Source organism: Gaetbulibacter sp. NE, assembly GCF_025548475.1.
Lineage (GTDB): Bacteria > Bacteroidota > Bacteroidia > Flavobacteriales > Flavobacteriaceae > Gaetbulibacter_B > Gaetbulibacter_B jejuensis.
Map to the genome: position 1 here is coordinate 1 of NZ_JAOQHY010000008.1, position 24,414 is coordinate 24,414.

The 24,414-nt window shown below is 33.0% G+C and carries 20 protein-coding genes; 9 read left to right on the top strand and 11 right to left on the bottom strand.

Annotated elements, in window-relative coordinates:
• Positions 1–175: 175 nt before the first annotated feature.
• Both OD803_RS10215 and OD803_RS10220 read right to left on the bottom strand, forming a co-directional pair.
• Positions 176–757, bottom strand: coding sequence for a hypothetical protein (locus OD803_RS10215; RefSeq protein ID WP_129760172.1), 582 nt, complete (start codon positions 755–757; stop codon positions 176–178).
• 67 nt (positions 758–824) lie between these two features.
• Positions 825–1,601 (bottom strand): hypothetical protein, encoded by a 777-nt coding sequence (locus tag OD803_RS10220; protein ID WP_262733329.1) that lies wholly within the window; start codon positions 1,599–1,601, stop codon positions 825–827.
• Positions 1,602–1,873: 272 nt separating this feature from the next.
• Here OD803_RS10220 and OD803_RS10225 point away from each other — a divergent pair, with 272 nt between their 5' ends.
• On the top strand, positions 1,874–2,989 hold the full coding sequence (locus tag OD803_RS10225) for a hypothetical protein (RefSeq protein ID WP_129760174.1): 1,116 nt from the start codon (positions 1,874–1,876) through the stop codon (positions 2,987–2,989).
• Between the two features lie 108 nt (positions 2,990–3,097).
• Here the strand turns inward: OD803_RS10225 and OD803_RS10230 are convergent, their stop codons facing one another.
• Genes OD803_RS10230 through OD803_RS10245 form a run of 4 tightly spaced genes read right to left on the bottom strand, consistent with a single transcriptional unit; the run spans position 3,098 to position 8,569 of the window.
• Positions 3,098–4,555 carry an oligosaccharide flippase family protein gene (locus tag OD803_RS10230; RefSeq protein WP_262733330.1) on the bottom strand — a complete coding sequence of 486 codons (1,458 nt, stop codon included), beginning with the start codon at positions 4,553–4,555 and terminating at the stop codon, positions 3,098–3,100.
• The gene (locus OD803_RS10235; RefSeq protein ID WP_262733331.1) at positions 4,556–5,833 is read right to left on the bottom strand and encodes a glycosyltransferase; all 1,278 of its coding nucleotides are present in this window, start codon (positions 5,831–5,833) and stop codon (positions 4,556–4,558) included.
• Positions 5,826–8,258 (bottom strand): YfhO family protein, encoded by a 2,433-nt coding sequence (locus OD803_RS10240; RefSeq protein WP_262733332.1) that lies wholly within the window; start codon positions 8,256–8,258, stop codon positions 5,826–5,828. The genes OD803_RS10235 and OD803_RS10240 overlap by 8 nt, the downstream gene beginning before the upstream one ends.
• A gap of 29 nt (positions 8,259–8,287) precedes the next feature.
• Positions 8,288–8,569, bottom strand: a complete 282-nt coding sequence (locus OD803_RS10245; protein WP_129760178.1) for a DUF4834 family protein — start codon at positions 8,567–8,569, stop codon at positions 8,288–8,290.
• A gap of 193 nt (positions 8,570–8,762) precedes the next feature.
• Here OD803_RS10245 and OD803_RS10250 point away from each other — a divergent pair, with 193 nt between their 5' ends.
• On the top strand, positions 8,763–9,737 hold the full coding sequence (locus OD803_RS10250) for a transporter (protein WP_262733333.1): 975 nt from the start codon (positions 8,763–8,765) through the stop codon (positions 9,735–9,737).
• A gap of 12 nt (positions 9,738–9,749) precedes the next feature.
• Positions 9,750–10,868, top strand: a complete 1,119-nt coding sequence (locus OD803_RS10255) for a GTP cyclohydrolase (RefSeq protein WP_262733334.1) — start codon at positions 9,750–9,752, stop codon at positions 10,866–10,868.
• 55 nt (positions 10,869–10,923) lie between these two features.
• Here the strand turns inward: OD803_RS10255 and OD803_RS10260 are convergent, their stop codons facing one another.
• The 3 genes from OD803_RS10260 to OD803_RS10270 all read right to left on the bottom strand — a co-directional run bounded on the left by OD803_RS10260 (position 10,924) and on the right by OD803_RS10270 (position 15,500).
• Complete coding sequence (locus tag OD803_RS10260; RefSeq protein ID WP_129760181.1) at positions 10,924–12,183, bottom strand: aminotransferase class I/II-fold pyridoxal phosphate-dependent enzyme; 1,260 nt, start codon at positions 12,181–12,183, stop codon at positions 10,924–10,926.
• 144 nt (positions 12,184–12,327) lie between these two features.
• On the bottom strand, positions 12,328–13,365 hold the full coding sequence (locus OD803_RS10265; protein WP_131506858.1) for a PLP-dependent cysteine synthase family protein: 1,038 nt from the start codon (positions 13,363–13,365) through the stop codon (positions 12,328–12,330).
• Positions 13,366–13,436: 71 nt separating this feature from the next.
• Positions 13,437–15,500: a S9 family peptidase gene (locus OD803_RS10270; protein WP_262733335.1), complete on the bottom strand. Its 2,064-nt coding sequence runs from the start codon at positions 15,498–15,500 to the stop codon at positions 13,437–13,439.
• 114 nt (positions 15,501–15,614) lie between these two features.
• Here OD803_RS10270 and OD803_RS10275 point away from each other — a divergent pair, with 114 nt between their 5' ends.
• Together OD803_RS10275 and OD803_RS10280 are read left to right on the top strand one after the other, a co-directional pair.
• Positions 15,615–15,938, top strand: a complete 324-nt coding sequence (locus OD803_RS10275; protein ID WP_131506861.1) for a YbaB/EbfC family nucleoid-associated protein — start codon at positions 15,615–15,617, stop codon at positions 15,936–15,938.
• 31 nt (positions 15,939–15,969) lie between these two features.
• Positions 15,970–16,359, top strand: coding sequence for a hypothetical protein (locus OD803_RS10280; protein WP_262733336.1), 390 nt, complete (start codon positions 15,970–15,972; stop codon positions 16,357–16,359).
• A gap of 44 nt (positions 16,360–16,403) precedes the next feature.
• On the opposite strand, the gene OD803_RS10285 is transcribed toward OD803_RS10280, so the two are convergent.
• The gene (locus tag OD803_RS10285; RefSeq protein WP_262733337.1) at positions 16,404–17,426 is read right to left on the bottom strand and encodes a threonine aldolase family protein; all 1,023 of its coding nucleotides are present in this window, start codon (positions 17,424–17,426) and stop codon (positions 16,404–16,406) included.
• A gap of 48 nt (positions 17,427–17,474) precedes the next feature.
• Positions 17,475–19,883: a zinc-dependent metalloprotease gene (locus OD803_RS10290; protein ID WP_262733338.1), complete on the bottom strand. Its 2,409-nt coding sequence runs from the start codon at positions 19,881–19,883 to the stop codon at positions 17,475–17,477.
• A gap of 105 nt (positions 19,884–19,988) precedes the next feature.
• On the opposite strand from OD803_RS10290, the gene prfB reads away from it, so the two are divergent.
• The 4 genes from prfB to OD803_RS10310 all read left to right on the top strand — a co-directional run bounded on the left by prfB (position 19,989) and on the right by OD803_RS10310 (position 24,394).
• Positions 19,989–21,099 (top strand): peptide chain release factor 2 gene (gene prfB / locus OD803_RS10295; protein WP_262733339.1). Its coding sequence is split into 2 segments (ribosomal slippage): positions 19,989–20,051 and positions 20,053–21,099, totalling 1,110 coding nucleotides; the frame shifts between segments, so codons are not numbered across the junction.
• A gap of 9 nt (positions 21,100–21,108) precedes the next feature.
• Complete coding sequence (arsC, locus tag OD803_RS10300) at positions 21,109–21,450, top strand: arsenate reductase (glutaredoxin) (RefSeq protein ID WP_129760190.1); 342 nt, start codon at positions 21,109–21,111, stop codon at positions 21,448–21,450.
• Between the two features lie 88 nt (positions 21,451–21,538).
• Entirely contained in the window at positions 21,539–21,940 is a 402-nt protein-coding gene (locus OD803_RS10305; protein WP_131506871.1) for a hypothetical protein, read from the top strand.
• Between the two features lie 18 nt (positions 21,941–21,958).
• Positions 21,959–24,394, top strand: coding sequence for a TonB-dependent receptor domain-containing protein (locus tag OD803_RS10310; RefSeq protein ID WP_262733340.1), 2,436 nt, complete (start codon positions 21,959–21,961; stop codon positions 24,392–24,394).
• The last annotated feature ends 20 nt before the right edge of the window (positions 24,395–24,414 follow it).

The following is a 24,414-nucleotide window of genomic DNA, read 5'->3' on the forward strand; positions in this document are numbered from 1 at the left end:
AGCAGCAGTAAATTTCTAAAAAAAACTTGTTTTTTACCTTGGAATACGTATAACCGTCAGTTACGGGATTAAAGTTACTATTTTTCGGTTAAACACAGACGTTAGCAATTCCGAGTGGATTCGGACGTAGTCGAATCCGCCGTAATTGCGGTTATACATTGTTGGCAACAGTATTTTATTTTTTTCCATTATGAAACTCAGTCAGAATTTTTTCTTTTTCTGATTCCGACAACCCATAATCAACAATTAATTCAGGTCGGAAAGGTGGCATTTGATTATCAATTTTTAAAAACCATTGAATTAAATATTGGCTAATTTCTAATTCGATTTCTTCGCAACCTGCTGAATAATAAACCTTATATTCTTTGTCATTAATTGATTTTGAAATCAAATCTAATTTTTTACTATAATCACTCCTCCTTAAAAGCCCTTCGTATCCAATTGCTTTAACAGTTCCGTTTGGGTATTTTATTAAGTTCAACAGTTCATTTTCGCTGGCATTATTCATTATCCAAAGTCTTGTTTTGGCAAACTTTTCCATTGACCTTCCATTTGGACCAACTCCTCCTGTATATCCAGTGTTTTTTGCAACTAAAACAGAGTCCTTTATAGATTTCGATACATTATTCCAATTATGTGACCAACTTTTTTCATAGAATGAAGATAATACAACAACAATTCCAATTCCGAGTATTGTCAAAATTGGGAATAAAATCGAGAATCGATTTCGCTTATTATGATTTCTGCGTTTCATCATATTGTTGCCAACAAATAATTAATTTTAAAATAGCTGATAAATTATCATAAAGAGTTATAATTAAGAATTAAAAATCCTGACCACAATTACATTCGATAATGTAATCTTCCTTATAATAATTCATAAATTTAGCCACTGACTTCAATGTATCTAAATATTTAAAATCAAATCCTTTTTTTATTAAGTTTTTATATCTTAGAAAATCATTCTCTTGCTTTGTGTGAATTATATCATCTCTATATTCTTTCAATTTCCAAATTAACTGATTATTTAGATTATTGTTTTTAAAAAAATCCTTTCCTGTATTCTCTTTAAGAATGACTTTGATTTTAGTCTTAAAATCCAAGGATTCTTGAATTTGCATTTTATTATAAATTATTGTTTTGTTTTTTTGTCTATCAATATAATTATAGTCATCCTTTATCATTGAATTTATAAAAGATTCAATAGCCGTAAATAAGTATATCACAAAACCACTAGATAAACCAAAAAAATTATACAATTCATGAATTGGTGGCTTTTTATCTTCTGATGATAAATTTAATTTAGAAATTAATATTTTTCTCTGTTCTGAAATTCTTTTCAAGCCCATCTGAGCATTATTAAAATAAATTAAAGTGGGATCAGGAATTGGAACAAGATAATTTATACCATCAATCTTATTCACCAAGCCACCAATTAAAGTATCATCTTCTAATTCTAAAAAAGCTATTTCACCTTTCCTATCAGATAATATATTTTCTTCAACATTAGCTCTTAAATCAATCATTTCTATTTTTTTTCCGTTAAAAATAGGATCATTAGAATTTGTTTGATAAAAAAACCGTCTCTTAATATGTTTCATTTTATTTGATTTATAAAACTCTTAAATATAATCTTTTTCAACAACTATCATTATTCAATAAGCACGAAAAAAACAATCGCTAAACAGCTTCTCTATACCTAGGTCATAGCTACTCCATAGCTAGTCCATGGATAGTCCATGTAAAACGCGGTTTTTCCTACAAAAAACCCAAATAAACACAAACTACTTAAAATCAATACATTAAATATTGTTTCTGTTTTTTGGCACGCTGTTTGTTTACTATTAGTTGTATAATTAAAACCCTTACAATTATGAAACGAATTATTTATTTTTTTACAGCAATACTCTTAGGAAGCGTATCTGTAAACGCAACAACCACCAGCACAAATTCAGTAAATACTTTTAACACTTATGCTAATGGTTATGGCAACTCTTTCATATTTGTAGAGAATGGTATTGAATTTTCAGTATTTCCTGATGGTCAGTTTGACTTTTACATCCCTAATTATGGTCCAAACGTAAATGTTGGCTTTAGTACTCCTAATGTATCCATAAGCTTTAACACTGGTTATGATTACAACCCTTATGTACAATATGACGATTTTGGTGCTATTGTTCAAATAGAAAATACACCTATTTATTATGACTTCTACGGAAGAATTACAAGAGCAGGAAATGTAAACATTCACTATAACAGTTTTGGACGTGTTGCTCGTGTAGGTGGTTTATACATTCACTATCGTAACAGAGTATTTTCTCACTACACAGGGTTTATAAACGTTTATAATAGATACTATGTGTACCGTCCATGGCACAGATATTATGCTGTACCTTCAGTAAACTTCTGTATTGTAAACACTAGACCTTATAGACAGTATTACACTCCTATTAGACATCACTATTACAGACCATACAGAAACAATTACCGTCAGCCTGTTAACATAAACAGTCGTCGTAATACTGTAGCTAACAACGGAAGACGTTCAAACGCACAACAAACACGTATAAGTGATAGATATAGACAAGATGCTACACCTAGAAGAAGTACTTCTGTAGATAGAAGCAACACCACAAGACGTAATAATAGTGCTGTAACAGCTCCTACTAGAACAAGAACTACCACTCCTAGAGTATCAAGTTCTACTAATAGAACAAACACATCGTCTAGAGCTACAGTTAATACTAATAGGCCTAAAAATAGTTCGGTTACTACCAAAAGAAATGTGACCAAAACAAGAACTACTGTGTCTAATAAAGTGAACACTAAAAAAAATTCAACGGTAAGAAAACCAAATACGTCTCAAATACGTAAATATAATACAAGACAAAACAAAAGTACTCAGCGTGTAACTCAAAATAACAGAACAAAGTCGTCAAATGCGACTAAATCTAGAAGTTCACAAAACAGTACAAGATCTAGAAGATAATATAACGATACATAATTTTTTGGTTGGTTAGTTGGAAAGTCCTGCAAGTCGTATGCCTCAAAGCACCTTGTGGGATTTTCCCGTTTTAGGCTAGTAACACAGCAAAAACTATTTAATTGGTAAGTACTTTTTTAATATTCCTGAAATGTCTTTAGAGACATTCATCTTATACACTGCAAAGACATACACACACCCTATCAATAAAGACTTAAATGCTATATTAACTATAGGATGAAAAGGAAATTCCCAAAAATAAAACACAGCAACACTTACTAAAATCAATATTCCTACTTTTAAAGAATCTTTTGTAAAAGGAAGCATTTTAAACTTTCGGTTTACAAAGTAAATTTTAGCTGTATTGTAAATAAAAATAGCTATAAAAGTTGCAACTGCTGCTCCATCAATTCCTAATAACGGAATAAATACCATATTTAAAATAACTATCAATACCGTAAGTAACACTCCAAAAAGTAGTACCACTCTATAATAATCACTATTGAATAAAATAGCATTATTGTTCCCTAAAAGCGTGTCGTAGAGTTTTGCTAAGCTTATTAAAAACACAACGGTTAGTCCATAACTAAATTCTTCAGGGATAATTAAATACAACTGATTGATGTTAAGCACAATTAGTAAAAATATCAAACCACTGATAATAAAAAGGCTAAGTGACGAGCGTTGATACAAATCCTTTAAAGCAACCTTATTTTTTTCATTTAAATAATTAGCAGTAATAGGCATTAATATTTGATGCATAGACCGTTGCGGAACCGAAATTACCGATGCGATATAAATTGCAACACTATAGTAAGCGACTTCCTCTATATCAATATATTGTCCAAGCATAAACTTATCTATATCTAAAATAAGTGTCGCTACCGAACCTGCAAGTATAATAAGCGATGAGTATTTAATAATAGCCCTAAAGCTCTCTATTCTATTAAACTTAAGTACTGGCCAACGAATAATAAATGCGTAGAGTTTCATTATAACCATACGCAATACATATACTATAATAATTGCATTGATAAACTCGTGTACATTAAGATATCCCAAATACACACAAAACAGCAGTAACATTATCCCAATTCTATGAAACACCTCTTTCATAAAGTTGCCAAAAACAGTCTGCATTTGGGTTTTTGCCCAAGCAAAAAACACTTCAAAATAACCCATAGAAATAGCAGCAATAATAATATGCCACACATAGTCTTTTACAATACCATTTCTTTGTGATAACAAATCACTTATAACATCATAACCAAAATAGCCAATCAATGCTACAGGAACTACTACAAACATAGGTAGTATAAGCATTAAGGTTAAAAAGCTGTTAAGTGAATTTTTGGTTTTAAATGTAGAATAGAACTTTATAAGTGTATTATGAACTCCAAAAGCCATTAAAGGCATCATAATATTTGCTGTAGATAGCACAAAGGCAATTAAACCATAGTACTCATCTGTAATAAAATTAGTGTACAGAAACAATGTATTAATTGCTCCTATACCAAACCCTAAATAGGTACTAATAGTGTTTTTAAAGGATTGTTTAACTACAATTCCCATTTATACAAGTTTCGCTAGAGTTTTTGTTAGTTCCCTTCTACTGTACTTTTGCAATCCTATAGGTTGCGTTTGCAGCGAATTGGTTTTATAGGCATTAAAATACAATAAAATTTGAGATTTTATCTGCTGCTTTTCATTGTAATAAAAATAATGTCCTGTATTTGTAGTTTTAATGATGTCTTCAACATCAGACTCTTGTGGTCCTATAGCTAGTATTGGCGTATTGGAAACCATATATTCAAACAGCTTTCCAGGAATAATAGCTTTACTTACTTGTGAGTCTATTTCAATTAACAACAACACTTGCGATTGCATTTGAAACTGCATCGCTTCCTCATGGTTGACATAACCAACAACATTTACATAATTATCTAGTTGATAACTTGACAAAGTCTGCAACACATCATCGCTCACAACACCTATCAAGTTCAATTGAAACGCAGTTTTAAAAGCTTCGTTTTCAGCTATCAACTCACGTAATGCGTCCCATAATTGAGTTGGGTTACGTTCAGAAAGTAATGAGCCAATATGAGCTATTGTAAAACGTTGGTCTTTCTCTGGTTTTTCAATAGCATACGTGTCGTAACCATTGGTAATAACAGTTATAGGTTGTTGGGTTTTAAGCGCAAACTCTTGCTTTGTTACTGTGCTAGTAACTATAATTTGGTCGGCAGATTGTAAAACATTCTGCTCTAACAATTCGTGTTTTTGTCTAGAGCTTTTGGTGAGTTTTAAATCTTTGTGATAACCTATAGTTGTCCAAGGGTCTCTAAAATCGGCTATCCATTTTACATTCAATTGCGCTTTTAACTGCAAACCTATAAGGTGTAAACTATGTGGTGGTCCAGTAGTGATAATCGTTTCAATACCTTCGTTTTTTATATATTCTGAAAGATAAGCTACCGAAGGTTTTACCCAACCTTTTCGCGCATCAGGAATAAAGAAATTTCCTCTTACATACAATAATAAACGCTCAATAAGAGATTGCTTTTTTTTCTTCGGAATAATGCCTGAGCTTATCGTTTTAGAACTCTTTTTTGAAAGTAAATTAGCAAACTTATAAGGTTCGTTTATAGGTTGTTTTAAAACAGTTACAGTATTAGACACTTCATCTTCCAACTGCAAGTCTGTAATTGGATAACTAGGATTCTCAGGACAGTAAACAACAGGATCTACACCAAATTCTGGCAAGTATTTTACAAATTTCAACCAACGTTGTACACCTGGTCCTCCTGCAGGTGGCCAATAGTATGTTATTATAAGTGCTTTTTTACGCACTAGCTTGGTCTTTTTTAAACGAATACAATAGCCCTCCTAAAAGCAATAATGCTAGTACAATTGAACTAGACAACGCAATAGTACTTCCTGTTTTTACTACTTGAGGCTCAAATTTAAACTCAATAGTATGGTTTCCTTTAGGAATTTCAAGTCCTCTCAATACATAATTAACACGCTGAATAGGTGCTTCGGTTCCATCAATTGTTGCTACCCAACCATGGCCATAATACACTTCAGAAAACACAGCAAAACCATCGTTACTATTGTTAGATTCGTACTTTAAATAGTTTGGTTGATGTGCTACTAATTTAATTGTAGATAAAGAATCTACAGTATAGGTTCTAGACTCCAATGGCATTGATGTAATCGCTTTTGTTTTAGTATTTAAACTGTCTAAGGCAACTATTTCTTCATTAGCAGAACTAACCTGTTGTAATGACGAAACAAACCAAGCATTTCCATTGGCTTCTTCATTGTTATAAGGAAATACATTACCCTTATCGTCTTCTCCAATAAAATATTTGGTATTCAACATATTAATGACTTCCATATTATTTTTTGAAATATGAAAATCATACAGTTCATCAAATCGTCCAAGTTTAGCTGCATGATAACCACTTAACGAATTATGAAAATAAGCAGCTTTCCCTGGATTTCTAGAGCCTTCACTAGATAAATCTAAAACTCTAAAATGTGTCTTGTCCTTTAATATCTCTTTATCAGCAGCATTAGCTTTATAAGGCTTTTCAACTTGAATTGCAGACACAAAATTATCGTTATTAACGTAGCGTCTGTCTACACCAACCAAATCAAATAAAATTAAAGCAGCAAATACAATAATCACTTTTCCTTCTGATAGTTTTTGTTTTAAGAATCCAAAAATTGTTGCTGCTGCAAGCACTACTAAAAGCAAAGTTCTTAATGTGTCTTGTGTAAAGAAGGTTTGTCTGTCGGCTCTTAGTGCATCAACAAAGCTTTGTCCATACTCGCCATAGGCTTGTCTGTAATACCCATCGTTTACACCAACAAAGTCAAACGACGATTTTATAAGCAAGAGTAAAATTGCAAGTCCTCCTGTAATTATTGCGGAATATTTTAATGCTTTTAGCTTTTCCTCTTTGCTTTCAAAATCATTGAATAAACGTACCAAACCAAAAATAGCCAATACAGGTATACAGAGTTCTAAAATTACCTGAATAGAACTTACTGCTCTAAACTTGTTGTACATAGGTACAAAGTCTATAAAGAAATCGGTTAAAAACCCTAAATGTTTTCCGTAAGAAAGCAATAACGATAGTACAGTACCACCAACTAGCCACCATTTGAGTCTGCCTTTAACCAAAAACAAAGCAAATACAAACAAGAAAATAACTACTGCTCCAACATACGCTGGTGCTTCAACAATGGTTTGTGCTCCCCAATAAGTAGGTGTAGTTTTTACTTCGCGAGTAGCTTCAACAGGCGACGCTCCAATATTTCTATAAAATTTAAACGTTTCAGAGTCGACACCAACATCTTCATGACTTCCACCACCAAAAAGCCTCGGAATAAACAAGTTAAGACTTTCCGCTATGCCATAGCTATATTCTGTAATATAATCCTTATCCAATCCAGTAGTCACTGCTTTAGGAGAACCATCAGGATTTATAGTAAGTTCACTTTTTCCTCGTGTACTTTCATTAACATACTCTTTGGTCGCCATAATATTGCTGGCGTTTAACCCAACAGCTAATAGTACTGCAACAACTAGCATCCCAACCGATTTGAAAAAATGTGGCAATACCTTTTTTCGGTAAGCGTCTATTAAATAAGCTATTCCTAAAACCACAACTAACAGCATCAAATAATAAGTCATTTGAAAATGGTTAGCACATATCTCTAAAGCCATAGCCACTGTAGTTAGTAAAAAACCACCTATGTAATGTTTTCTGAACGTGAGTAGAATACCACTAAGCACCAAAGGCATATAGGCAATAGCATGCGCTTTACTATTATGTCCTACACCTAATATAATAATGAGATAGGTAGAAAAACCAAAGGCCAATGCACCAAGTGCAGCGAGTTTAAAATCTACTTTTAGCACAAGTAACAACACATAAAACCCTAGGAAATAAAGAAATAAATAATCGGCTGGTCGTGGTAAAAAACGTAGTGAAAGGTCTAGTTTTTTAATATAATTATGAGGGTATTTTGCACCTAACTGATACGTGGGCATACCTCCAAACGCACTGTTAGTCCAGTAGGTTTCCTCACCAGTGGCTGCTCTAAAGTCATTTTGCTGTTGAGACATTCCAATATAGTGCTTAATATCACTTTGGAAAATCTTTTTGCCTTTTAAAACTGGGCTAAAATATGCTAATGAAACAATAACAAACCCAACTAAAATTAAAAGATGAGGAAGAATTCTTTTGATTGAAAACTGCATGAATATGTTTTAAAGAATGATTGTGAAAATTAATCAATTTCTTCGTAATCCACGTACTCACCAACAGTTTTATTTGAAGACTTCTGACGCTCAGGCATTTTATCAATTACAGTCTCGCCTTCTCTTTGTTGTGTTTGTTGGTTATTTTGGTATTGTTGAAATTGACCTCCAAAACGTTCTTGCATCTTTTTAGACATATAACGCATAAGGTATGGAGCAAAAATTCGCATAAGTAGCTTTATACCATAATACACTAATAGTATGATTAAAATGGTTCTTAAAAAACCAATAAAAGAAGCCGTTTGTACCATTAAAAAGATATTTTTTTCAAAAATACAATTATCATACTTTAAAATAAGTTATAAATACTTAAAAAAAGTATAAAATCTCTATATTTGAATTTAACAAATCACCTATGAAATGCCTACACAGCTAATTTTTACATCAGAATATAAAATGAAAAAGGCATTACGTTTGACAATTAAAAAACTAAAACACAAACAGATGAAATCTATTAAACAGTATATGTTATTGGTGTGTTTTGCAGTGTCTTTCAATACATTTTCGCAATATACCGAAGTTATAAATTCCAATAGACCCGGAGTTTCTAGAAGTGCTTTTTCTGTGGGAACCAATGTAGCTCAATTAGAGGTTGGCCCTTACATTGTTAAAGAAAAACACACGCCTTTAATGTATGAAGTGTCTGGTTTTGGAGTAGATTTTGCTGCGCGTTACGGACTACTTTTTGAAGAATTGGAAATCAACCTTGAAGGTACTTACCAAAACGATACGTTTACCGATAATCGCTCAACATTCTCAACTGAAGATAAACGCTCAAATTTTAAAAACTTTACTCTTGGCGCTAAATATTTAGTTTACGATCCTTATAAAAATGCAGAAGAAGACAAACCAAACATTTATAGCTACCATGACAATAGAGCTTTTAAGTGGAAATCCTTAATTCCTGCTGTTGCTGTATATTTAGGTGCAAATTACGATTCTAAAAATAACCCTTACACTGCTCCAGATGTTGAAGGTTTTAGTCCTAAAGTAATGGTTGCAACACAAAACAACTTTGCTGGTGGTTGGGTACTTGTTATGAATTTAATTAAAGACAGAATTGGTAGTGACTTTTCTGATTTTCAATATATCCTCACACTAACGCATTCTTTCAATCCTAAATGGGTGATTTTTGGAGAAGCTCATGGTATTAAGAGTGACTTTTATGCCGATAATTTATTTAGATTTGGAGGTGCTTACCTCTTAAGCAAAGACTTACAGTTGGACACAGCTTTAACCTTGAACACTAAAGACACACCTTCGGTATTCAGCGTTAATTTTGGAGCATCTTACAGGTTTGATTTCCATAAGGATAAAATTGACAATGGTAATTCTGCCGATGAAGAAGCTAAACGAAAATCAAGAGGTAAAAAAAGCAGAAGAGCTGAAACCGATTTTAATGACGATAATGGCAACTAAGCCAACTATTTTATGATTACAGTTAAAGAAATTAGCTCTAAAAATGAGCTTAAGGAATTTGTAAAGTTTCCGTTTAAAATTTATAAAGACTCCAAGTATTGGGTTCCTCCTATTATAAAACAAGAGTTAGAAACCTTTAACAAAGATGTTAACCCAATATTTAAAGATGCTGAAGCTCGTTTCTTTTTAGCATATAAGAATAATGAAATTGTAGGTAGAGTCGCTGCAATTATCAATTGGCTTGAAGTAAAAAAGCAAGACCAAAAGAAAATGCGATTTGGATGGTTTGATTTTATTGATGATTTAGAAGTTTCTAAAGCGCTTCTTGAAAAAGTAGAAGAAATTGGTAAAGAAAATAACCTTGAGTATTGCGAAGGTCCTGTTGGCTTCTCAAATTTAGATAAAGTAGGTGTGCTTACCGAAGGTTTTGACCAACTTAGCACTATGATTACATGGTATAACCATCCATACTACATCAACCATTACAAATCTCATGGGTATACTGAGGAAAAGGAATACATCGAAAACTTTTTCCCTTTTAAAAATGTAAAACCTGAGTTCTTTACAAAGGCTCAAGAACTTATAAAAAGAAGATATCAGTTACGTTCATTGGCTTTTACCAAAACAGAAGAGGTAATGCCTTATGCTGATAAAATGTTTGACTTATTCAATAAGAGTTATTCTTCGTTATCATCGTTTGTTGAGATTACCGATATTCAAAAGACATACTTTAAAAAGAAGTTTGTAAGCTTTGTAAACCCTGAATACATCAAGTTTGTTGTTGATAAAAACGATGAATTAATTGCGTTTTCAATAGTAATGCCATCATTTGCTAGAGCTTTACAGGAAGCAAAAGGAAAACTATTTCCGTTTGGGTTTCTTAAGTTATTAAAAGCTAAAAAAGAAAGTAAGGATGTAGTATTCTACTTAATTGGTGTTTTACCAGAATATCAAAACAAAGGAGTTACAGCAATTATATTTAATGAATACTATAAGGTGTTTAAGGAAAAAGGCATTCAAAACTGTATTAGAACACCTGAATTAGCAGATAATAAAGCTATTCATCAAATATGGAAACATTTTAATCCTAAAACCAACAAAAGGCGTTTTACACTTAGAAAAAATCTTTAATAAAAAAAGCCGATGAAAAATCATCGGCTTTTTTGTTGATATATTTAACTATCGTTTACTCTCCCATTGCAGCAGCAACTGCAGCAGATAAACGTTTGTAAGTTCCGTTTTCTAATCTACTTCTAATACCATCAAAAGCATCTAAAGTTTCATTAACATCTTCTAGCGTGTGTGTCGCAGTAGGTATTAAACGTAATAATATTAATCCTTTAGGAATTACTGGATACACTACTATTGAACAAAAAATACCATAGTTTTCGCGTAAGTCTTTTACTAAAGCCATAGCTTCAGGAATACTTCCTTTTAAATATACTGGAGTTACACAACTTTGCGTTGTACCAATATCAAAACCACGCTCTTTTAAACCTTTTTGTAATGCGTTTACATTCTCCCAAAGCTTTGCTTTGAGCTCTGGCATTGTCTTTAACATCTCTAAACGCTTTAACGCACCAACAACCAATTGCATTTGCAATGATTTAGCAAACATTTGAGAACGTAAATTGTATTTTAAATAATCAATAATTTCTTGATCTGCAGCAATAAATGCACCTGTACTTGCTAAAGACTTAGCAAAAGTTGCAAAATATACATCTATTCCGTCTTGTACACCTTGCTCTTCACCTGCTCCAGCTCCTGTTTTTCCTAAGGTTCCAAAACCGTGAGCATCATCAACTAAAAATCTGAAATTGTATTTTTCTTTAAGCGCTACGATTTCTTTTAAACGACCTTGCTCACCACGCATTCCAAACACACCTTCTGAAATTACTAAAATTCCACCTCCTGTTTGTTCTGCCATTTTGGTAGCACGCTCAAGGTTTTTTTCTAAACTTTCAACATCGTTGTGCTTGTAAGTAAAACGTTTACCCATGTGTAAACGTACTCCATCTATAATACAAGCGTGTGCATCAACATCGTAAACGATAATATCATCTTTAGATACCAAAGCATCAATAGTAGATACCATTCCTTGATAACCAAAGTTTAAAAGGTAAGCTGCTTCTTTACTTACAAATGAAGCCAACTCATTTTGAAGTTTTTCGTGTAAATCTGTGTGACCAGACATCATACGAGCTCCCATTGGGTAAGCCGACCCATAAGCTGCTCCAGCTTCAGCATCGGTTTTTCGTACTTCAGGATGGTTAGCTAAACCAAGATAATCATTAATACTCCAGGTAATTACATCTTTTCCCTGAAACTTCATTCTGTTGGATATTTGACCTTCAAGTTTAGGAAACACAAAATATCCTTCTGCTTGAGACGCCCATTTTCCTAAAGGACCTTTATCCTTGTATATCTTTTCAAATAAATCTTTCATTTAAGCTAAATTAGTCTAGTTTGAGAGGCAAAATTAATTAATTATATTATGACAACATAATTAATTTATAAACTTGTGTTCATAACCTAATAAGACACAAAAAACCTATCATATTATTAGGGTGAAATAGGATAGGTAATGTATTTACTTTATGTACTGAATTGTTTCGGAAGTGACATTTTTACTGTCAAAGAAACCTTGGCTTTCCATCCACTTGTCACTATACACTTTACTCATGTATCTTGAACCATGGTCTGGGAAAATCACAACAATTTTGTCTCCTTTTTTAAATTCTCCTTCTTCACTAAGTTGTTTTATGGCTTGCATTGCTGCTCCACTTGTATAACCAACAAATAAACCTTCGGTTCTAGAAATTTCCCTTGCAGTGTGTGCACTGTCTTCGTCGGTTACTTTTACAAACTTGTCAATAAGGTCAAAATCTGTTGCTGTAGGAATTAAGTTTTTTCCTAAGCCTTCAATTCTGTATGGGTAGATTTCGTTTTCGTCAAACTCTCTGGTTTCGTGGTATTTTTTTAATACCGAGCCATAAGCATCTACTCCTATTATTTTAACGTTTGGATTTTGCTCTTTCAAAAACTTAGAAGTTCCTGAAATTGTTCCTCCTGTTCCACTACAAGCAATTAAATGTGTAATTTTTCCTTCAGTTTGTTTCCAAATTTCAGGACCTGTAGTGTTATAATGTGCATCAATATTTAATTGATTAAAATACTGATTGATATAGATTGAACCTTTTCGTTCTTCATGTAAGCGTTTTGCAACTTGATAATACGACCTTGGGTCATCAGCACTTACATGAGCAGGACACACATACACAGTTGCTCCCATGGCTTTAAGCATATCTATTTTATCAGCTGACGACTTTGAGCTCACAGCCAAAATACACTCGTATCCTTTAATGATACTTACCATAGCAATACTAAATCCTGTATTACCAGATGTGGTTTCAATAATTGTATCTCCTGGAGTTAAAATTCCTTGTCTTTCAGCTTCTTCTATAATATGAAGTGCTATTCTATCTTTTGAAGAGTGTCCTGGATTAAAGGCTTCTACCTTAGCGTAGAAATCACCATCAAAACTTGCAGTTAGCTTATTTAATTTGATTAGAGGTGTTTTTCCTATAAGATCCAACACGTTATCAAACACTTGTAAGTTGTCTTTCATAAATGCTATTTATCAGTCACAAATTAAAAAAAGTAACCTAAAACCTCGCAAAAATAAGAGTTTTTTTTTAATTAACTAGTAATATTCTCTAAGTCTAATAAAAAGGCATACTCTTCGGCATCTTCTTTTAAAGCTTCAAAACGTCCTGAAGCGCCACCATGACCTGCATTCATGTTGGTTTTTAAAAACAATTTATTAGTGTCAGTTTTTAGAAACCTCATTTTTGCAACCCATTTTGCTGGCTCCCAATATTGTACTTGAGAGTCATGAAGTCCTGTAGTTACTAAAATATGTGGATAGTCTTGCGCTTTTACATTATCGTATGGCGAATAGGATTTCATGTAATTATAATACTCTAAGGTATTTGGGTTTCCCCATTCGTCATATTCTCCTGTTGTTAGCGGAATACTATCGTCTAGCATTGTGGTTACCACGTCTACAAAAGGTACAGCAGCAATAACGCCATGATATAACTGTGGTGCTATATTAATTACAGCACCTATTAAAAGCCCTCCTGCACTTCCGCCTAAAGCGTAAAGATGTTTAGGAGAGGTATAATTGTTTTCTATTAAAAAGTTTGAACACGCAATAAAATCGGTAAAGGTGTTTTTCTTTTGAAGTAGTTTACCTTGCTCATACCAATTTCTACCCAAATACTCTCCGCCTCTTACATGAGCAATTACATAAATAAAGCCTCTATCTAACAAGCTTAAACGTATGCTAGAAAAATAAGGATCTATAGTTGAACCGTAAGAGCCATAAGCATATTGTAACACTGGACTGTTGCCATCCTTTTTAACACCTTTTTTATATACTACAGACATTGGTATTTTGGTACCATCATCAGCAGTTGCCCATAAGCGCTCTGATTGATAATTGTTTTTATCAAATGTACCTCCTAAAACCTGCTGCTCCTTTTTTATGGTTTTGGTTTTAGTTACCATATTAAAGTCAATGGTTGACGCAGGATTGGTTAGCGAATTGTAACTATACCTTAGCACTTCAGTATCAAAATCGACATTAGTGCCTGTGTAGGCTGTATAGGTTTCACTATCAAAAGGTAAGTAGTAATCATCGGTTTCGTCCCAACGTGTAATTCGTATTTGGTTTAAACCATTACTACGCTCACTAATGACTAAAAAGTCCTTGAAAATATCAATATCCTCAAGTAACACATCTTCTCGATGCGGAATAACCTCAACCCAATTTGAAACTTCTGTTTTGGTTTCATCGGTTTTCATTAGCTTAAAGTTAGTAGCCTCATCTTTATTGGTAACCATATAAAAATGGTCTTCAAAATGCGAAATACTGTACTCCAACCCTCTTATACGCTCTTGAAACACCTTAAAACCAGCATTAGGTGTGTTGGCATCTAAAATGTGATACTCATTAGTTAAAGTACTGTAACAAGCAATAATGATATATTTTCTAGATTTTGACTTGTAAACTGCTACTCCAAATGTGTCGTCGGTTTCGTGAAAAACCAATTTATCTTCACTTTCATTAGTGCCTAATTTGTGTTTAAACACTTTATCAGACCTCAGCGTTTCTTCATCTTTTTTAGTGTAAAATAAAGTCGCGTTATCGTTAGCCCAAGACGCTGAACCTGTAGTGTTTTCTATAGTATCAGTAATTGGTTCATTATCAACTAAATTTTTAAAATTAATAGTATACTGACGCCTTCCTACTGTATCTAAACCATACGCAACTTTGGTATTATCAGGGCTTATGCTTATACCTGCTAATTTAAAATAGTCGTGTCCTTTTGCCATTTCGTTACAATCAAACATCAACTCATCAGGAGCATCTAAAGTATCTTTTCTTCTTATATAAATAGGGTAATCTTTTCCTGTTTCATACTTCACAATATACCAATACCCATTGTATTTATAAGGAACCGACTCATCATCTTCCTTAATTCTTGCTTTCATTTCTTTAAACAAGTTGTCTTCAAAAGCTTTGGTATGCGCTGTCATTTCTTCAAAGTAGGCGTTTTCAGCGTTTAAATAATCCAAAACATCTTGGTCTTCTCTTTGGTTGAGCCAAAAATAATCGTCAATTCTGGTATCGTTGTGAATGCTTAAAGTTTTAGGAACTCTTTTAGCTACAGGAGGTACAACCCTTTCTTTTATCATTAAAAATTAGTTTAAGAAGTATGCAAAAATAGAATTAAAATTAGAATTGAACTGTTAATGCATTACTAATGATTTTAGTAATTTTGTGACTTAACCTAATAAAAAGAAAAAATTATGTTTGGAGATATGATGGGTATGATGAATAAATTGAAAGAAACCCAAAAAAAAGTTGAAGACACTAAAGCTCGTTTAAACACTGTTTTAATTGATGAAAGCAGTACTGATAATAAACTTAAAGTAACTATTACTGCAAACAGAACCATAAAAAATATTGTTATTGACGATGCATTGCTTGAAGACAAAGATATGCTTGAAGATTACCTTGTTTTAACCCTAAACAAAGCTATTGAGCGTGCTACAACTGTAAACGAAACCGAAATTGCTGCAGTTGCCAAAGACGGTATGCCAAACATTCCTGGTTTGGATATGTTTAAGTGATTTTTTAGCGTGTTGATGTAAATCCCTTAAAATGAAAATTCATTATAAAAAGAAACAACTAACCCTAAATCTAATTTTAGGGTTAGTTTGGTTAGCTAATGGAGTTATACAAACTGTATTTAATGACAATACTAGATGGTTTGATTATATCTGGTTTCTACTTTCAGGGTTTTACTTAATAACACACTTCTATCAGAAAAAGGAAAAGTATTTAACTATTGAAAATGGGGTTATTAAACAAAACTGGCCTTTTGGAAAGAAGATAAACTTAAATGAAATAACAAGAATTAAACATTTTGCTGGAGAGTATATCCTTAAAACCACATCACAGGAAATGAAAATTAATATTGATTTAATTGATAAAGAATCTTTATCTAATTTAAAAACAGAATTAGAGAAGTTAAATGTTGAGTGGGTTTAATTTAAACCACTAATTTAAAAATCTATTTACTAAACATTATTGAACTAAAACTCAAGCTTTCTCAATACGCTCAAAAACTTATCGTGCATTACATTGGTATAATCAAGATGTGTTACAATACGTAGCTTTCCACTTCCCATACCAATAATCTTAATACCATTATCATCTAGCTTTTGTACAAATGCAGATTCGCTAATTCCTTTCTGTAGCTCAAAAATGATAATGTTGGTCTCTACTGGTTCAACCGATTGTATAAAAGGCAATGTTTTTAAAACCGTTTCAATGTCTTTAGCTTTACTATGATCGTCTTTTAGTCTGTTGATATTGTTTTCTAAAGCATACAATCCAGCAGCAGCTAAATATCCTACTTGTCGCATATTTCCACCAAATACTTTTCTAATTCTCACTGCGTTTTTCATAAGCGCTTCATCACCAATTAAAACAGAACCTATGGGACAACCTAAACCTTTACTCAAACACACCGAAATAGTATCAAACAGTTTTCCATACTGCATTGTGGTTTCGTCTTTTTCAACAAGCGCATTCCATAATCGAGCACCATCAAGATGATACCCTAATTTGTGTGTATCACAAACCTGACGTATTTTTTTCAACTCTTCAAAATCCCAACAAGAACCTCCTCCTCTATTTGCTGTATTCTCAACTTCTACTAAAGTTGTTTTAGCATAATAAAACGCATCAGGATTAATAGCTTCTTCTACTTGTTGTGCTGTAAACATTCCTCTGTTACCATCAACCAACTTACACGAAATACCACTATTAAACGACGCTCCACCAGCTTCGTAATTATAGATGTGAGCTGTTTTATCACAAATCACCTGCTCTCCTGGTTGCGTATGCAGTTTTAAAGCAGTTTGGTTTGCCATACTTCCGCTAGGAAAAAATAAGGCGTGTGATTTTCCAAATTGAGCTGCTAGTTTGCTCTCTAGCATTTTTACAGTAACATCTTCATCAAAAACATCATCGCCAACTTGCGCTTGCATCATTGCTTCCAACATGTCTTTTGTTGGCTTTGTAACTGTATCGCTTCTTAAATCTATAATCATATCTATTTTCTAAGAAATGGGAATTTTTAAACTATTTTTCTGTTATGTTTAGTTTGAATGGTAAAAACAAGCATCACTTCCTATTGGAGAACCATCAGGAATTTTTGGTGTACTTGGTGCTTTAAACCCTTTAGGATTTCCTAAAAATTTATCTATCTCTTTCACCATAAACATTGCCATTGGGTCAACTCTTCGCTCTTGTAGCTTCACTTTTAGTTTCATCACTTCAAAATTCACTAAAGCCTGAGCTTGTGGCATTAATTTTTCACTAGCTGATAACGCCATAATATTATTTAAAACCGAAAGATTGATAACCTGCTGTACTTCACCTTGGTAACTATTTTCTGTTTTCTTTTTTATAGTGGCATCTATCAAGATTTCTAAAAATTCTTTTAAACCTAATTGCGATTTATCTAAAACCTTTTGTTGATACACTCTGTTCATTCGTTCAGGATTTAATAATAATCCCAAAGTCATATCGCTTGACGTTTCTACAGGTGCAAAAGGGTCAAAAGCGACTCCTGTATTACCACGAAATGATTCTCTAGTTCGCCAATACTGAAATGCTCTTGGAGGAAACAACTCTAACTTATCTTGTGGAATAGCCAATGTTTCTGCAGAAAGGGTTTTAAGTATAGCTTGTAGTGCTTCTTTTTGAGTTTTAGCATCGATAGCTTTTGTAATCATTTGACCATCACCTTTTACAGCGTAATTATAATCCAATCCTCCTACAAGCTTAGTAGCTGCTTCGGTTTGATAACGATGAAAGAAATATAAAGGCACAAACACATCTTCTAAAACTGAATAAGGTTCTCCTGTCTTAATATTATCTTTTGAAAAATTTGAAATCGCTTTAGCTCTCACTTTAAGCACGTTTTCTAACTCCTCAGAAGCACTTTTACCGTTATCCCAAAGGTGAGCATAGGCATGAGCACCATTTTGTGCTCGTGCATCACTATCGGTTATAAATCGAAGACCTGAATTGGTTGCTTCTTTTAAAATATTATTTAGTGCTTCTGTTTCATTTTCAGTGTCTTTAAATTGAGAATAACTATAAGCCACAGTAACTTTATCCCAATCACCAATACCAACATCATAAGCATCGCTTAAATCAACTTCGCCATTTGTAAGTTTTACTTTTGGATGCGGATAATCCATAACCGAAGCTCTATTGTTAGTACTTGCTGCAAAATTATGAGCAAAACCAATAGTATGTCCCACTTCGTGCGCGCTCAACTGACGTATTCTTGCCAAAGCCATTTGTAACATAGGTTGGTAATTATCATCACGTTCAGCAAATGGCTTATTCAATAACGCCTGAGCAATCATAAAATCTTGTCTAATACGTAAACTTCCTAGACTAACATGTCCTTTAATAATCTCTCCTGTTCTTGGGTCAATAACACTTCCACCATAGCTCCAACCTCTTGTTGAACGATGTACCCATTGAATAACATTATATCTGCAATCCATAGGATCAACATCTTCAGGCAACACTTCAACTTGAAAAGCATTTTTAAAACCAATAGCTTCGTAGGCTTCATTCCACCAACGTGCTCCATCTAATAAAGCAGAACGAATAGGTTCAGGAGTACCAGAATCTAAATAATAAATAATTGGTTCAACTGCTTCACTAATGGAATCGTTTGGGTTCTTTTTTTCTAAACGATGACGAATAATATAATGTTTCTTTATTTGCTCCTGTACAGGAGTTGCATAATCCATATACGAAATGGAAATGGCTCCACTACGCACATCAAACTCACGCTTTTTATAATTATCGTCCGGTAATTCCACAAATGAATGATGTTGAATAACACTCACTAAAGAAGCTGTTGGTGTTACACTTCTTATGTTTCGGCCTTTTGGGTCTCCACTAAAAGTTAACAATGCTTCAAACTCAACATTTTTTGGGAATGCCTTTGTACGCTCTAGTGATAATGCACTTTTACTCATATCTAAACTGTAGCGTCCTTCGTTTTGGCTTTGCAGTCTATCAGCTACTCCATGAGCATCTTGCATTAAAAACGGAGTAACATCGATAATGTATTTTCCGTTGGACTCCTCTTCTATTTTAAACCCGAATAACACCGATTTTGCAAAAGCTTGTTCAATACTTTTCTTTTCTAACTCGTTATCGGTTATTGCTCTGTAATTTTGATTAGGTTGTACTAAAAGTAATTTGTTTCCTGCTTTAACAAATTTTACAATTCTGTTATCTCCAAGTTGTCCTCTATCTAAACCAATATCATTAGAACCAACTCCTGTTGCAAGTGAGTTTACATATAAAAACTCCTCATCTAACTGAGTAACTTCTAGATAGATTTTGTCTTGAGCTTCTTCATAAAAGAAATTAAAATATCCTTCGTAATTTTTTAAATCTTTTCCTGTTAATCCTTGAGCAAAGGAAGTAGTAATACATAAAAGTAAAAATAAATGTAAAAAAAGCGTTTTCATAGTTGAGTATTAAGGCATAAAACTAAACAAATTCCTTTAAAAATATCCTTGCAAATCTTTTACAATGCAGGTTTTAATTTTAAATTTGTCAAAATTTACAATTTTATGACTACATCAGATCAAATAAAAGATCTTAATTCCCGTCTAGGTTCGCTTAGACAATATCTTTGACGTAGATGCCAAATTAATTGAAATAGCTAACGAAGAAGAAAAAACATTTGACCCAAACTTTTGGAACGACTCCAAAGCTGCTGAAGCCTTAATGAAGTCGCTAAGAGAAAAGAAAAAATGGGTTGAAGATTATAACACTGCAAAAACACTTGTAGAAGACTTAGAAGTTATTTATGAGTTTCATAAAGAAGATGAAGCTACTGCTGAAGATGTTGATGACCGATTTGAAAAAGCTGTAACTCAAATTGAAAAATTAGAGTTTAAAAACATGCTTTCAGATGAAGGAGATAGTCTTAGTGCTGTACTTCAAATTACTGCTGGAGCTGGTGGAACCGAAAGCTGCGATTGGGCAAGTATGCTTATGCGTATGTATCTTATGTATGCTGAAAAAAATGGCTTTAAAGTTAAAGAACTTAACTTTCAAGAAGGAGATGTTGCAGGTATAAAAACGGTAACTTTAGAGATTGAAGGCGATTATGCTTTTGGATGGCTAAAAGGTGAAAATGGAGTGCATCGTTTGGTACGTATTTCGCCATTTGACAGTAATGCTAAACGACACACAAGTTTTGTTTCGGTATACGTTTATCCTTTGGTAGATGATACTATTGAAATAGAAATCAATCCTGCCGATATTGAAATTACAACAGCGCGTTCAAGTGGAGCTGGTGGTCAAAATGTTAATAAAGTTGAAACCAAAGTACAGCTTACTCACAAGCCTACAGGAATTCAAATTTCTTGTTCCGAAACACGATCGCAACATGATAACAGAGCAAGAGCAATGCAAATGCTTAAATCGCAGTTATACGAAATAGAATTGCAAAAACAATTGGCTCAAAGAGATGATATTGAAGCCGAAAAAATGAAGATTGAATGGGGAAGTCAAATACGTAATTACGTTATGCATCCATATAAACTAGTAAAAGATGTAAGGTCTGGTCATGAAACAGGTAATGTAGACGCTGTTATGGATGGAGATATTGAGCCTTTTTTAAAAGCCTATTTAATGATGATGGGACAAAAAGAAGACACACAACAAACACTATAAAAAATTATTATGCTTAAAATTTACCACAACCCTAGATGTAGTAAATCAAGACAAGGTATTGAAGTTCTTGAAACTTATGGAAAACCATTTAAAGTCATTAAATATTTAGAAGACGTTCCTTCTGAAAAAGAACTAAAAGACATCATTAATTTATTAGGAATTCAACCTATTGAATTAGTGCGTAAAAATGAAGCTATTTGGAAATCAGAATTTAAAGGTAAAGACCTTACTGACGATCAAATTATAAAAGCTATGACTGAAAACCCAAAACTTATTGAAAGACCAATAGCTATTAATGGTAAAAAGGCTGTTATTGGTAGACCTGCTACCAAAATTTTAGAAATTATTTAGCCTTAATAAGATTTATTTCTTTAACACAACTTTAACCAAAACCCACTAAACCTTACCATATTTTTGCTGTCTAACTAAAAAACTAGGCATGCAAAAACTATTCTTTTTTTTACTTTTTTTCAGTTTTTATTCTCTAGCTACTCATTCTCAAAACAGTAATGAGAAGCAAATGCAAGAGATGAAAGAACAATATGAAGCTGACAAACTTGAATTTATAGAAAATCTTGTTAGCAGCTTAAGTGTTGACGATTTTCAAAAAGAAATCATCAAGCAAAAACTAAACTCCTATTTTGATGAAAAACAGAAAATTCATCAAGCAAACTTCCCTTCATATATACGCGAAGAAAAATTAAATGAATTGGACAGAACTCATTTTACTGAATTAAAAGATATATGTAAAGATGAAGTTATTAGTAAAATTCAAGAAGCAGTTAAAAACCCCTTGGAACATAAAAAAAAGAACAAGAGAAAAAAGAAAAACAAAAATTAACCCAACCAAAATCAATTCATGAAACATCTATTTAAAACACTTATTCTACTTTTAAGCTTCAACTCAATTGTTGCGCAAACACCTAACGAAATAACCGTTTCTGGTATAGTAATGGATAGTGAGGTAAACTTACCATTAGAGTATGCAACTGTTGCTTTTTTTAGTAAAAAAGAGAATAAAATAGTTACTGGAGGCATTACAGATAGCGAAGGTAAATTCTCTATAAATGTACCTGCAGGAACTTATGACATATCAGTTGAATACATTTCTTACGAAAAGAAAACCTATTATGATAAATCATTAACTAACGATATAAATCTTGGTACTGTAGGTTTAGCTTTAGATGTTGAAGCTCTTGGAGAGGTTGAAGTTATTGCAGAGCGTACTACTGTTGAAATAAAGCTAGACAAGAAAATATATAATGTTGGTAAAGACCTTACGGTTCGTGGTGGTACAGTAAGTGATGTACTAGACAACGTTCCTTCGGTTTCTGTTGATGTTGAAGGAAATGTATCTTTAAGAGGTCAAGACAACGTACGTATTTTAATTAACGGTAAACCTTCAGGATTGGTAGGTTTAAATTCAACCGATGCTTTACGACAACTACCTGCTGAATCTATTGAGCGTGTTGAAGTAATCACCTCTCCTTCTGCTCGTTATGATGCCGAAGGAACTGCAGGTATTTTAAACATTATTTTAAGACGTAGTAAATTACAAGGATTAAATGGAGCTGTTACTGTAAATGCAGGACACCCAACACAAGCTGGAATTTCTGGGAATATTAACTACAGAACTGGAGATTTTAACTTTTTCAATACTACTGGATATAATTACAGAGAATCTCCTGGTAATTCACTAACTGAAACTGAATATTTTAATGGTGACGACCCTAACACATTCTTAAACGAATACAGAGATTTTGACAGACAGCGAAAAGGAATTACAACTAATACAGGTGTTGAATGGTACATTAATGACACTGCTTCATTAACAGCTTCGGTTGTGTACAGAAAAAGTGATGATGATGATGAAACTACTAACACTATTAGAGAGGTTGATGCAACTGGAGCATTAATTAATGAATCTCCAAGACTTGAACTTGAAAAAGAAGACGACAGAAACTTACAGTACTCTGTTAATTTCGACAAGCAATTTAATGGAAACAGTGAGCACAGATTTACGTTCGATTTTCAATATGAAAATAGTAACGAGGATGAGTTTTCTTTAATTCAGCAAGATGGAGATGCTTCTGAAAGAGTAACAACTCTTGAAGAACAAGATCAAATTTTATTACAAAGTGACTACGTAATGCCTATTGGTGAAAAAGGTCAATTTGAATTTGGGTATAGAGGTAACTTTAACGAATTAGATACCGATTATGCGTTAGAGTTTTATGATGGTTATGATTATGTTTTAGACACTGATGTAAGTAATAACTTAGTTTACAGAGAATATATTAACGCTGTGTACTCTCAATTTGGTAGTAAAATAAAAGACAAATTTTCTTATTTATTAGGTTTACGTATGGAATCTACACGTATAACTATTGACCAAGTTACAAGTGGTGATTTCGACAAGAAAAACTATGTTGGATTTTTCCCAACCGTAAATTTAGGGTATGAAATTACTGAAAACCAAAGTATCACATTTGGTTATAACCGTAGAATTAGAAGACCACGTTCTCGTTTTATAAATCCATTTCCATCAAGAAGTAGTGCAACTAACCTATTTCAAGGAAATCCTGATATTGACCCAAGTTACTCAAACACTGTTGATATTGGATACTTAAACAAATTTGGAAAAGTAACTTTAAACTCTTCTATTTACTTTCAACATGCTACAGATGTATTTACTTTCATTACAGAAGATACAGGACAAACAGTTACTGTTGGAGGAACTGAAGTACCAGTAATAAGACGTGTTCCTATTAACTTAGCAACAAACGACCGTTTTGGTTTTGAGTTTACCGTAACCTACAGACCATCAAAAAAATGGAACTTAAACGGAAACTTCAACTTATTCCAATCTAAAACCGAAGGTTTTTATAACGGAACCGATTTTGGAGCTGAAAACATTAGTTGGTTTGCTCGATTAAACAATAAATATACTTTACCAGGAAAAATCGATTGGCAAACACGTTTATTTTATATGGGACCAAGAGAAGATGCTCAAAATAAAACAAAGGGAATATTTTCAACCGATGTTGCTTTTAGTAAAGACATCTTAAATGAAAATGCTTCAATAGCTTTTAATGTGAGTGATGTATTTAACAGCAGAAAAAGAATTTCTGACTCTACAACCGATACGTTTATTAGTCATAGTGAGTTTCAATGGAGACAACGTACTTTTAACCTATCGTTCACTTATAGATTTAACCAACAAAATAGAAACAACCAACGTCAAAGAGGTGGCGATGGTAATGGTGGTGGAGACGACTTTGAGTTTGAAGGGTAAACCTAAAATGTATAAAACTA

Excerpts from the sequence above, each read along its gene's own strand:
- OD803_RS10215 (WP_129760172.1), bottom strand. The coding sequence starts at position 757 with ATGATGAAACGCAGAAATCATAATAAGCGAAATCGATTCTCGATTTTA.
- OD803_RS10220 (WP_262733329.1), bottom strand. The coding sequence starts at position 1,601 with ATGAAACATATTAAGAGACGGTTTTTTTATCAAACAAATTCTAATGAT.
- OD803_RS10225 (WP_129760174.1), top strand. The coding sequence starts at position 1,874 with ATGAAACGAATTATTTATTTTTTTACAGCAATACTCTTAGGAAGCGTA.
- OD803_RS10230 (WP_262733330.1), bottom strand. The coding sequence starts at position 4,555 with ATGGGAATTGTAGTTAAACAATCCTTTAAAAACACTATTAGTACCTAT.
- OD803_RS10240 (WP_262733332.1), bottom strand. The coding sequence starts at position 8,258 with ATGCAGTTTTCAATCAAAAGAATTCTTCCTCATCTTTTAATTTTAGTT.
- OD803_RS10245 (WP_129760178.1), bottom strand. The coding sequence starts at position 8,569 with ATGGTACAAACGGCTTCTTTTATTGGTTTTTTAAGAACCATTTTAATC.
- OD803_RS10250 (WP_262733333.1), top strand. The coding sequence starts at position 8,763 with ATGAAATCTATTAAACAGTATATGTTATTGGTGTGTTTTGCAGTGTCT.
- OD803_RS10255 (WP_262733334.1), top strand. The coding sequence starts at position 9,750 with ATGATTACAGTTAAAGAAATTAGCTCTAAAAATGAGCTTAAGGAATTT.
- OD803_RS10260 (WP_129760181.1), bottom strand. The coding sequence starts at position 12,183 with ATGAAAGATTTATTTGAAAAGATATACAAGGATAAAGGTCCTTTAGGA.
- OD803_RS10265 (WP_131506858.1), bottom strand. The coding sequence starts at position 13,365 with ATGAAAGACAACTTACAAGTGTTTGATAACGTGTTGGATCTTATAGGA.
- OD803_RS10270 (WP_262733335.1), bottom strand. The coding sequence starts at position 15,500 with ATGATAAAAGAAAGGGTTGTACCTCCTGTAGCTAAAAGAGTTCCTAAA.
- OD803_RS10275 (WP_131506861.1), top strand. The coding sequence starts at position 15,615 with ATGTTTGGAGATATGATGGGTATGATGAATAAATTGAAAGAAACCCAA.
- OD803_RS10280 (WP_262733336.1), top strand. The coding sequence starts at position 15,970 with ATGAAAATTCATTATAAAAAGAAACAACTAACCCTAAATCTAATTTTA.
- OD803_RS10285 (WP_262733337.1), bottom strand. The coding sequence starts at position 17,426 with ATGATTATAGATTTAAGAAGCGATACAGTTACAAAGCCAACAAAAGAC.
- OD803_RS10290 (WP_262733338.1), bottom strand. The coding sequence starts at position 19,883 with ATGAAAACGCTTTTTTTACATTTATTTTTACTTTTATGTATTACTACT.
- arsC (WP_129760190.1), top strand. The coding sequence starts at position 21,109 with ATGCTTAAAATTTACCACAACCCTAGATGTAGTAAATCAAGACAAGGT.
- OD803_RS10305 (WP_131506871.1), top strand. The coding sequence starts at position 21,539 with ATGCAAAAACTATTCTTTTTTTTACTTTTTTTCAGTTTTTATTCTCTA.
- OD803_RS10310 (WP_262733340.1), top strand. The coding sequence starts at position 21,959 with ATGAAACATCTATTTAAAACACTTATTCTACTTTTAAGCTTCAACTCA.